Below are 10,443 nucleotides of genomic sequence, written 5' to 3'. Positions count from 1 at the left end.
ATGTCACCGACACTGGTCGGCGAGGGGGAGCAGGCGTCCCTCGCGCAGCACGGCATGTGGATAACGGAGCGGATGGGCTGCGGGGGCCGGGTGTACCACATGCCCCTGGCCATCCGGTTCGACGGCCCTCTCGACGTGGACCGGCTGCTGGCCGCCTGCCACGACGTGGTACGCGCGCATCCCCAGCTCGCCGCGGCCCTGGCGGAGCGGGACGGCGTGCTGCGCCTGGTGCCCGCCGCCGTTCCGCCGCCGATCGGGTTCGAGGACGCCTCCGGGTCCGAGGATGCAGGGCGTGAGCCCGGCGAGCTGGTCGAGCGCGAGACCGCGCTCGCCCTGGACCTCGGGACCGGGCCGACCGCGCGGTTCACCGTCTTCCGGCTCGCGCCGGAGCGGCACCTGCTCGTCTTCGTCGCCCACCACGCCGTCTTCGACGGCATGTCGAAGGACATCCTGGTGCGCGGCCTGGCCGACGCCTACGCCGGGCTGTCGTCGCCGGCCCTACCCGCGGCGTACGGCGAGGCCGTCGAGCGGGAGGACGCCCGGGTGGCCGAGCTGCTCGGCGACGCCGCCGCGTTCTGGCGCGACCGCTGGCGTGACCGGCAGGACCTGCGCCTCCCCGGGCTCTCCGGGGTCTCGATCCGCGCCGCGGCCGGCGAGGCCGTCGACTTCGCGCTTCCCGCCGACCTCGCCGTCGCCGCCGAGAAGATGGGCGTCTCCCGGTTCGAGCTGGTGCTCGCCGCCGTGCACACCCTGCTCGCGGCGTACGGCAACGAGGACGCCGCGGTGGCCGTCGACCTGTCGACCAGGACCGAGGAGACGCGGGGCCACATCGGCCCCTTCGTGAACGAACTGCCGGTGCCGGCTCCGGCTCCGGGCGGGACGTTCGCCGAGTTCGCCCGCTCCCTGCGCGAGGAGTTGCGGGCCGTCTACCGGTTCCGGCAGGTGCCGCTCGCGCGTGCCGTCGGCGGCGTGAGCCCCCGCACCGCGCTGACGCCGGTCTCGGTCAGCTATCGCAGGCGTGACGGGAGCGCGCCGCGGTTCCCCGGCGTGGAGGCGTCGGTGGACTGGATGTCGTTCAACCACGCGGTGCGCGGCACGCTGCACCTCCAGGTGGTGGACGCGCCGGACGGCATCGCCGCCCGGCTGCAGTTCAACCCGGCCGTCCTGAGCCGCTCCGGCTGCGAGACCGTCGCCGAGCACCTGCTCGCCCTGCTGCGCGCGGTGGCCGCCGCCCCCGACGCCGGCGTGGCCGACCTGCCGCTGCCGTCCCCGCTGGCCGGCGGCGCGGTCGAGCCGTCCTTCGCGCGGGCCGGGGAGCCGGCCGCCGCCTCCCGGGCCGGTGAGGCGGACGCCGCGCCGTACCTGGCGGAGGTGGGCGAGATCTGGCGCGAGGTGCTCGGCATGCCGGAGATCGGCCCGGACGAGGACCTGTTCGACCTCGGCGGGCACTCGCTGTCGATCACTCAGATCATCGCCAAGGTGCGCGAGCGGATGGACGTGGAGTTGTCCTTCGACGTGTTCTTCGACGAGCCGACGATCACCGGGATCGCGGCGGAGGTCGCCCGCCTGCGGGAGGAGGCATGCTGAGGGAGCGCGTCGCCGAGCTGGTGTCGAAGGCGAGCGGCGGCGACCTGGCCGTCGCCGACGTCCTGGAGGCGGACTGCAGCCTGCCCGCGCTCGGCCTCACCTCGATCGCCTACCTCCGGCTGATCGACCTGCTGGAGATTGAGTTCGACTGCGACGTCGACCTGGACGGCGGTCATCTCGACACGCTCGACGGCCTGGTCGAGCACATCGCGGGGCAGCGGACGTGACCGCGGGCCCGCCGACGGCGCAGGTCACCGGTCTCACGGCGCTGCCGCCGCGCACCGTGGAGTTCCGCGGCGCCCGGGGCGGGCAGGCCGCGCTGACCTGGGGCCAGCGGGGAATCTGGCGCTCCACCCAGTGGCTGGACGACGGCGACCCCTACTTCAACCTGGCCTGGACCCTGCCGGTGACCGGCACGGCCGGCCTGGACGCCGTGCTGCGCGCGGTGGGCCGCCTCATCGAGCGGCACGAGACGCTGCGCACGGCGTTCGTCCGGGACGGGGAGGGCGCCGGCGCCACCACCGGGGACACCGGGGACACCACGGTCCAGCGGGTGAGCAGGGAGGGCCGGCTCACGGTCGGCGTGTACGAGGCGGCGGCCAAGCCGATGAGCGCGGCCAAGGCGCTGGCCGCCGAGCTGGCCGCGACCGGGTTCGACTACGCGGCCGAGCTGCCGATCCGGTGCGCGGTGGTCTGCCAGCGGGGGCGGCCGCGCGCGCTGGCGCTCGCGTTGTCCCACCTCGCGCTCGACGGCTGGTCGCTGAACATGGTGGCCGCGGAGTGGCCCCGGCTGGTCGCCGGGGAGGACCTGCCCGGCCCGGACTGGCAGCCGCTCGACCAGGCCGCCTTCGAGCAGTCCGACCCGCCGCCCGGCGGGCAGGCGCTGCGGCACTGGCGGACCGGTCTCGCGTCCGCCCCGCGTTCGATGTTCGACTTCCCGGTTCGGGAGCCCGAGGAGCCGCGCTTCGTCCGCCACGGGATGGACTCTCCGGCGGCGGCCGTGGCCGCCGAGGCGCTCGCCGCCCGGCACGGCGTCACGACCTCCAGCGTGCTCACGGTCGCGAGCGCCGCGCTGCTCGCCGCCGTCACCGGGCACCCCACGGCGGCGATGCAGCTCATCGTGTCGAACCGGCACCACCCCGGGATGGAGGCGATGGCCGGGCCCGCCGCCCAGGACGGGCTGTGCGTCATCGACCTGGGGAACGGGACGTTCGCCGAGGCGCTGCGCCACGGACATCGCAAGACCATGGCGACGTACCGGAACGGGCACTACGACCCCGCGCTCGTGCTGGCCGCGTGGGAGGCGGAGGCGTGGGACCGCGGCGCCGACATCGACCTGGACGCGTTCTTCAACGACGTCAGGCAGGCGGGCCGCTGGCAGGGCCTGCCGCAGGTCGATCCGGGGGACGCCGCGGCGCTCGCCGCGCTGCGGGGCCGCACCAGGACGTTCTTCGTCGGCGCCTATCCCGCGGTCAAGGCGAGGATCTTCTTCGCCACCGGCCCGGCCCCGTCCAGCTGTGAGTTCTACGTGCTGGTGGACACGGCGTTCCTGCCGGGAGCCGTCGCCGAGCGGATGCTCGCCGGCCTGGAGGAGCTGCTGGTCCGGGCCGTCTCGGAGGAGGTGCCGCTGGACCAGGTCGCGAAGATCGCGGGTCTGGACCCCGTACGGCGCCCCGCCGGGTGGACGGCGATCGGCCACGACTGGGTGAGCCTGCCGGAGACCGAGGCGCTGCTCCGCCGGGTGTGCGGAGCCGAGGCCGCGGTCGTCGCGGAGAACCCCGGAGACGGCACCGGAGACGGCACCGGCGGCGGGGCGGCCAGGCTGACCGGGTATCTCGTCGCGCGTCCCGGGCTGGACACGCCCGACGCCGTCCACACCGCCTTCATGCGCGCCGCGGCCGGCCGGACCGACGTGCTCGCCCCCCACCACTACGTCCTGTGCCCGGAGCCGCCGGCCGGCCCCGCGGACTGGCCCGCCTGCCCCCGCCTTATCGAGGGCGACGGCCGGGCCCCGTCTTCCGCAATGACCCTCTTGGGAAGGTGACATGACCGACTCCCCGATGCTCGTGGTCGTCAACGACGAGGAGCAGTACTCCGTATGGTGGAGCGACCGCGAGCCGCCCGCCGGGTGGCGGTCCACCGGCTTCGCGGGCACGCGGCAGGAATGCCTGGACCACATCGAGACGGTGTGGACCGACATGCGGCCACGGAGCGTACGCGACCAGGGCACGCTGAGCGTACGCGACCGGGGCAGATGACCGCCGCCGAGCGCCGCGCCGCGCTGATCGAGAAGCTCGCCGGGCTGCCCCCCGAGCGCCGGGCGGCGCTGCTGCGCTCCCTCGGGGGCGCGTCTCGGGACCCGGGCGGGCAGGAGTGGCCGCTGTCGCCGGGCCAGGAGCGGCTGTGGTTCCTCAGCCGCTTCGACCCCGGCGACACCAGTTACAACACGCCCTGGTGCATGCGGCTGCGGGGGCCTCTCGACGTGGACGCGCTGACCGGGGCGTTCACCCGGATCGTGGCGCGGCACGAGGTGCTGCGTACCCGCTTCCGGCTGCGCGGGGACGCCCCCGTGCAGGTCGTGCTGCCGCCCGCACCGGTGCCGCTGGAGGAGATCGCGCTCGCGGCGGAGGCGGACCTCGACCGGGCGCTGAAGGAGTTCGTCGAGCGTCCGTTCGACCTGGAGAACGAGCCTCCTCTGCGGGCCGGCCTGGCCCGGCCGGGCGAGGACGACGCGGTCGTGTGCATCGTCCTGCACCACATCGTGATGGACGGCTGGTCGCTCGACGTGCTCATGCGCGAGCTCACGGAGTGTTACGCCGCCGGGCGCGAGGGACGTGAGCCCGAGCTGCCGGAGCTGCCCACGCAGTATCCCCGCTTCGCCGTGCAGGAGAGACAGCGGGACCACACCGAGGGCCTGGAATTCTGGACGCGCCGCCTGGCCGGCGCCCCCGCGCTCGACCTTCCGGCCGACCACCCCCGGCCGGCCCGGTGGTCCGGGCGCGGCGGACGCGAGCAGCTGCTGCTGCCGCCGGAGGAGATCACGCCGCTGGAGAAGGTGGCCAGGAAGCGGCGCTGCACGTCCTTCATGGCCCTGGCCGCCGCCTACCAGGCGACCCTCGCCCTGGCGTCGGGCCAGACCGGCTTCTGCGTCGGCGTGCCGGTGGCCGGCCGGTCCCGCAGCGAGCTGACGCCGTTGATCGGCTACTTCGGCAACACGATGGTGCTGCGCGCCGATCTGTCCGGCGATCCGTCGTTCCACGAGCTGCTGGACCGCGTGCGGGAGGCGACCCTGGCGGGGATGCGGCACGCGGAGGTGCCGTTCGAGCATGTCCTGGCCGCGCTTCGCGTCCCCCGCGACATCAGCAGGCCGCCGCTGTGCCAGGCCATGTTCAACCTGCACAACCTGCCCAAGGACGATCTGCTGGGGACCCGGATGGCCGACCTCGGCCGGGAGGTCTACACGGTCCCGCCCAGCCACACCAAGTCCGAAGTGTCGATGGACCTGTGGCGGGGCCCGGAGGGGCTGGGCGGCGTCCTCGACTACAGCAGCGATCTGTTCACGCCCGCGACCGCGCGCCGCCTCGTCGGCGGTTTCGCCGAGGTCGTACGGCGGGCCGGGGCGGACCCGGACATCCGGCTGTCCGCGCTGAGCGGCCCGTTCGCGAGCGTGTTCCCGAAGTGAAAGGTGCGTGAAAGTGAGTGACGCGGTGAGCGGCGTGACCATCCCTGATACGGCGCTCGCGCTGATCCGCCGGTGGCGTGACGCGAGCCCCGACGCGGTCGCGGTGAGCGGCGCCGGCGGCGTGCTGACCTACCGGGAGCTGCACGACAGGGTCGACCGGCTGGCGGCGCTGCTGCGCGCCCGCGGGGTCGGCCCGGAGGTCCCGGTCGGCCTGTGCCTGGAGCGCTGCCCCGGCATGGTCGTCGCCCTGCTCGCCGTGTGGCGGGCCGGCGGCGCCTACGTGCCGCTCGACCCGGGGTTCCCCGAGGACCGGCTCCGTTTCATGCGGGAGGACGCGGGCATCCGGCTGGTGCTGGCCGGGCAGGGGGTCGAATCCCGGCTGCTCGACGGCGTCCCCGACGTCGTCGAGCTGACGTGGGACGGCGTTCCCGCCGCGGGTGCGGCGTACGGCGACGCCGATGCGCCGGCCGACGGCGAGGTGTCGGCCGGCGGCGCCGTGGGGGACCTGGCCTACCTCATGTACACCTCGGGTTCCACCGGCAGGCCCAAGGGGGTCGCCGTGCCGCACCGCGCGGTGGTCAACCTGCTGGAGTCCTTCGCCTCCCTGCTGGAGCTCACCCCGCGCGACGCCTGGCTGGCGGTCACCACGCTGTCGTTCGACATCTCGGTGCTCGAGCTCCTCCTGCCGCTGGCGTGCGGCGCCCGGGTGGTGGTCGCGTCCGGGCACGAGACGGCGGACGGCCGCGCCCTGCGGTCGCGCGCCGTGACCGAGGCCGTCACGATCATGCAGGCGACCCCGGCGAGCTGGCGCATCCTGCTCGAATCCGGCGGGGTCCCCGCAAACGTCGCGACCCGGCTGTGCGGGGGCGAGGCGCTGCCCCGCGACCTCGCCGACGCCCTCCTCGACGGCGCCCTTCCCGACGGGGGCGCCCGGCTCTGGAACGTGTACGGCCCGACCGAGACGACGGTCTGGTCGACGGCCGGGCGGGTGGCCCCGTCACCGGCCCCCGTGGACCTGGGCGAGCCCATCGGCAACACGACGGTGCACATCCTCGGCCCCGACGGCCGTCCCGTGCCGCCCGGCGAGGCCGGTGAGCTGCACATCGGCGGCGCCGGCCTGGCCAGGGGATACCGCGGCATGCCGGGACAGACGGCGGCAAGGTTCCTGCCCGACCCGTTCTCCGCGGTGCCGGGGGCCCGCCTGTACGCCACGGGCGACCTCGCCACGATCGAGAACGGCAGGCTCCGCTACCTCGGCCGGGCCGACCAGCAGGTGAAGGTGCGCGGGTTCCGGATCGAGCTCGGCGAGATCGAGAGCGTGCTGCGGGCCGCGCCGGAGGTGGCCGGCGCCGCCGTCGGCGTCTGCGACGGTCCCGACGGGCTGCCGCGTCTGGTCGCCTACGTCGTACGCGCGGCGGGGGAGCCAGAAGGGGCCGACCTGTGGCCGTCCCTGCGCGACCGGCTGCGCCGCGACGTGCCCGAATACATGGTGCCCGCGCACCTCGTGGTGCTGGACGCCCTGCCGCTCACCCCCAACGGCAAGCTCGACCGCAAGGCCCTGCCCGTGCCGGAGTGGACCCGGGCGCGCAGCAGGCCCTACCGGCCACCGTCCACGCCGCTGGAGGAGGACCTCGCGGCGATGTGGGGGGAGGTGCTGGGCATCGCCGAGCCGGTGGGCGTCGACGACGACTTCTTCGAGCTGGGCGGGCACTCGCTGACCGCCACCCAGATCATCGCCAGGATCCAGGCGCGCTACGCGACCAGCGTGCCGATCGTGGTGCTGTTCGAGAACCCCACGGTGGCCGACCTGGCGGCGGCGATGGACCGGCTCGACGACGACGACCTGGACCTCGCCGACATCGCCGCGCTCCGCGACGAGCTCGACGGCCTCAGCGCCGAGGACCTGGCGGCCGTGCTCGACGAGATGGCGTCGGACGCATGAGGGCGCCCCTGTCGCCGGGCCAGGAACGGCTCTGGCTGCTGCAGAGGCTGGACCCCCGCGACGCCTCGTACACCATGTACACCGTCCGCCGGCTGCGCGGGCCCCTCGACGCGGACGTCCTCGAAGGAGCGCTCGCCGACGTCGTGGCCCGGCACGAGGGCCTGCGCACGCGGTTCGAGGAGGAGGACGGCGTTCCCTGGGCGGTCGCCGAGCCGCCGGGGGCGGGGTCCCTCCCGCCGGTCGAGCGCATGCGGGCCGACGACGAGGAGCACGCCCGGCGGATCGTCGCCGAGCGGGTGAACGCGCCGTTCGACCTCGCGGAAGGCGTGCCGTTGCGCGTCGCACTCATTGCGATCGGGCCGCTGGACCACGTGCTGTGCGTCACGATGCACCACATCATCGGCGACGGCTGGTCGCTGGGGATCCTGTTCGACGATCTGGCGGAGTGCTACACCGCGCGCCTGCGCGGGCGCGCGCCGAGCCTGGCGCCGCTGCCGGTCCAGCCGTCCGACTACGCCCGCTGGCAGCGCCGCCGCGCCGAGCGCGCGGTGCCGTACTGGCAGGAGCGGCTCGCCGATCCGCCGCCGCCCGACCTGCCCTGTGGAATCGGGGCCGGGGACGTCCGCGACGAGGATCGCGCGGGCTTCCAGATCGTCCGGGCGGGCCGGGAGATCGCCGGCGAGCTGGACCGGCTCGCCCGGGAGAACAGGACCACGCTGTTCACCGTGCTCATGACGGCCTACCAGGTGCTGCTGCACCGGCACACAGGCCACACCGACGTCCTCGTCGGCACGGCCGTGGCCGGCCGCGACCGGGTCGAGCTGGAGCCGTTGATCGGCTACCTCTCGCAGACCGTCGTGCTGCGCGGCGACCTCGGCGGCGATCCGTCGTTCACCGAGCTGCTCGGGCGCACCAGGCAGGAGGCGCTGACGGCGCTCAGCCGGCCCTCCGTGCCGTTCGAGCGGATCGGGTATCCCGCCGAGGCGCTGATGCCGACCATGTTCATCCTGCACAGCCAGGACCTGGGACCCACCCGGCCGTTCGGCGACCTGTCCGTCGGCTTCTTCCCCGACGGCTACCGGCAGGTCAAGCTCGGCCTGTACACCGAGGCGTGGCTCGACGGCGGCGAGATCATCGTCTCGTTCGGCCACGACGGGTCCAGCGGATCCCCGCATGAGGCGGAGGCCGTCCGCCGGCTCGCCGAGCGCTTCCTGCTCCTGCTCGAGTCGGCCGTGGCCGAGCCGCACCGCCGGATCTCCGAGCTGCGCGTGTGGACCGGCGACGACGAGGCCGACATCCGTGCGATGGCCGGGGACGGCGCCGACGACCCGGAGCCGGACGGCAGAGGACCGGCGGTCCCCGAGATGATCGCGGAGGTCGTCCGGCGCACGCCCGGCGCCGTCGCGGTGGTCTGCGGGCAGACCGAGATCACCTACGCCGAGCTGGACCGGCGGGCGGCACGGCTCGCCGCGGCGCTGCGGGCGCGGGGCGTGCTCCCCGGCGACGTGGTCGGCGTCTGCCTGCCCCGTTCGGCCGAGGCGATCACCGCGCTGCTCGCGGTCTGGCGGGCCGGCGCGGCCTACCTGCCGTTCGAGCCGGACGAGCCGGAGGAGCGGCTGGCCTTCTCGCTCGCGGACGCCGGGGCGACACATGTGATCACGACCCGGGCGCTGCCCGCCGGGCTCACCGCCGTCGACCCGCCGGCCGGTGAGGACGAGACGGCCCTCGACGGCCCGGGCGACCCCGATGACCTGGGCGAACCGGCGCGGACGCGTCCGGGTGACGTGGCCTACGTGATCTCCACCTCCGGCTCCACCGGCCGGCCCAAGGGCGTCGCCGTCGAGCACCGCGCCATCGCGGCCCGGATCCGGTGGATGCGCGAGGACTACGGCCTGGCGCCCGGCGACCACGTCGTCCAGTTCGCGTCGCTGAGCTTCGACACCCACCTCGAAGAGGTCTTCCCCACGCTCGCCGCGGGGGCGACCCTGGTGCTGCTGCCCGGCGGGGCGGCGACGCTGCCCGATCTGCTGGCCGCTCCGGGCGGGGATCGGGTCACGGTGCTCGACCTGCCCACCGCCTACTGGCATCACCTGGTGGAGGAGATCGACCAGATCGCCTGGCCGCCCGCGCTCCGCCTGGTCATCATCGGCGGCGAGCAGGCGTCCGGCGCCGCGGTGGCGCGCTGGCACGGCCGGTTCGGCGAGGGCGTCCGCCTGGCGAACACCTACGGCCCGACCGAGGGCGCGGTCATCGCGACCGCGGCCGATCTCGGAGCGACTCCGTACGGCAGGCCGCCCATCGGCCGCCCCATCGGCGCCACGACGGTCCACCTGCTCGACGCCGCCGGGGCGCCGGTCCCGAAGGGCGCGATCGGCGAGCTGGTCATCGGCGGCGCCGGGGTGGCACGCGGCTACCTGCGCCGCCCGGCGCTCACGGCCGCCGCCTTCGTCCCCGACCCGCTGGGACCGCCGGGGTCGCGCAGATACCGCACCGGGGACCGGGCGCGCTGGAACCAGGACGGCGCGCTGGAGTTCCTCGGACGGATCGACGGGCAGCTCAAGGTCCGCGGCTTCCGGATCGAGCCGGGCGAGGTCGAGGCGCGGCTGCTCGACCATCCGGGCGTCGGCCAGGCGTTCGTGACGGTCCACGCCGAGGAACTGGTGGCGTACGTCACCGGAACCGCGACGGGGGAGGAGCTCGCCGCGCACCTCGCGCGGACCCTGCCGCGTCATCTCGTCCCGACCGCCTGGGTCGTCCTCGACTCGCTGCCGCTCACCAGCCGCGGCAAGGTGGACCGGGCGGCGCTGCCCGCGCCGGTCCGGGCGCCGTCGGCCGGGCACGTCCCGCCGAGCACGGACGCGGAGGTGCTGGTGGCCGAGATCTGGGCGGAACTGCTCGGCGTCGATGCCGTCGGCGCGAACGACGACTTCTTCACCCTGGGCGGGCACTCGCTGCTCGCGACGAGGATCGCGGCCAGGCTGCGCCGGGCGACCGGGATGGAGGTCCCGGTTCGGACGATCTTCGAGCGGCGCACCGTGGCCGAGTTGGCGATCGCGCTGGAGGACCTGCTGGTGGCCGAGCTGGAGGACATGTCGGAGGAGGAGGCCGAGCGCCTGCTCTCGTCCGCCGGCGGCTGATCCGAAACGCCCGCCTGTGCTCCGGTCTCGCCCGGGCACGGGCGGGCGTGTACATCGGGCCGTGTATCGGGCGTGTAGCGGCTTGTTCCCGGCCC

General features: G+C 74.8%; 7 protein-coding genes. All 7 read left to right on the top strand.

Annotation, left to right across the window (positions count from 1 at the left end; all coding sequences use genetic code 11):
* Genes AB0O28_RS28025 through AB0O28_RS27995 form a run of 7 tightly spaced genes read left to right on the top strand, consistent with a single transcriptional unit; the run spans position 1 to position 10,348 of the window.
* Positions 1–1,587 carry a condensation domain-containing protein gene (locus AB0O28_RS28025; RefSeq protein ID WP_363645202.1) on the top strand — a complete coding sequence of 529 codons (1,587 nt, stop codon included), beginning with the start codon at positions 1–3 and terminating at the stop codon, positions 1,585–1,587.
* Positions 1,581–1,814 (top strand): hypothetical protein, encoded by a 234-nt coding sequence (locus AB0O28_RS28020; RefSeq protein WP_363645200.1) that lies wholly within the window; start codon positions 1,581–1,583, stop codon positions 1,812–1,814. Before AB0O28_RS28025 ends, AB0O28_RS28020 begins: the two co-directional genes overlap by 7 nt.
* Positions 1,811–3,631, top strand: a complete 1,821-nt coding sequence (locus AB0O28_RS28015; protein WP_363645198.1) for a condensation domain-containing protein — start codon at positions 1,811–1,813, stop codon at positions 3,629–3,631. The genes AB0O28_RS28020 and AB0O28_RS28015 overlap by 4 nt, the downstream gene beginning before the upstream one ends.
* A gap of 1 nt (position 3,632) precedes the next feature.
* Positions 3,633–3,845 (top strand): MbtH family NRPS accessory protein, encoded by a 213-nt coding sequence (locus AB0O28_RS28010; protein ID WP_363645196.1) that lies wholly within the window; start codon positions 3,633–3,635, stop codon positions 3,843–3,845.
* Complete coding sequence (locus AB0O28_RS28005) at positions 3,842–5,269, top strand: condensation domain-containing protein (protein ID WP_363645194.1); 1,428 nt, start codon at positions 3,842–3,844, stop codon at positions 5,267–5,269. The genes AB0O28_RS28010 and AB0O28_RS28005 overlap by 4 nt, the downstream gene beginning before the upstream one ends.
* A gap of 13 nt (positions 5,270–5,282) precedes the next feature.
* Complete coding sequence (locus AB0O28_RS28000; protein WP_363645192.1) at positions 5,283–7,211, top strand: non-ribosomal peptide synthetase; 1,929 nt, start codon at positions 5,283–5,285, stop codon at positions 7,209–7,211.
* Positions 7,208–10,348, top strand: coding sequence for an amino acid adenylation domain-containing protein (locus tag AB0O28_RS27995; protein WP_363645190.1), 3,141 nt, complete (start codon positions 7,208–7,210; stop codon positions 10,346–10,348). The genes AB0O28_RS28000 and AB0O28_RS27995 overlap by 4 nt, the downstream gene beginning before the upstream one ends.
* Positions 10,349–10,443 lie beyond the last annotated feature (95 nt).

Origin of the sequence: Microbispora sp. NPDC088329, assembly GCF_040685655.1 — a bacterium.
In the GTDB taxonomy this organism is placed as follows: domain Bacteria; phylum Actinomycetota; class Actinomycetes; order Streptosporangiales; family Streptosporangiaceae; genus Microbispora.
This window is presented reverse-complemented; position numbering and strand designations above follow the sequence as displayed.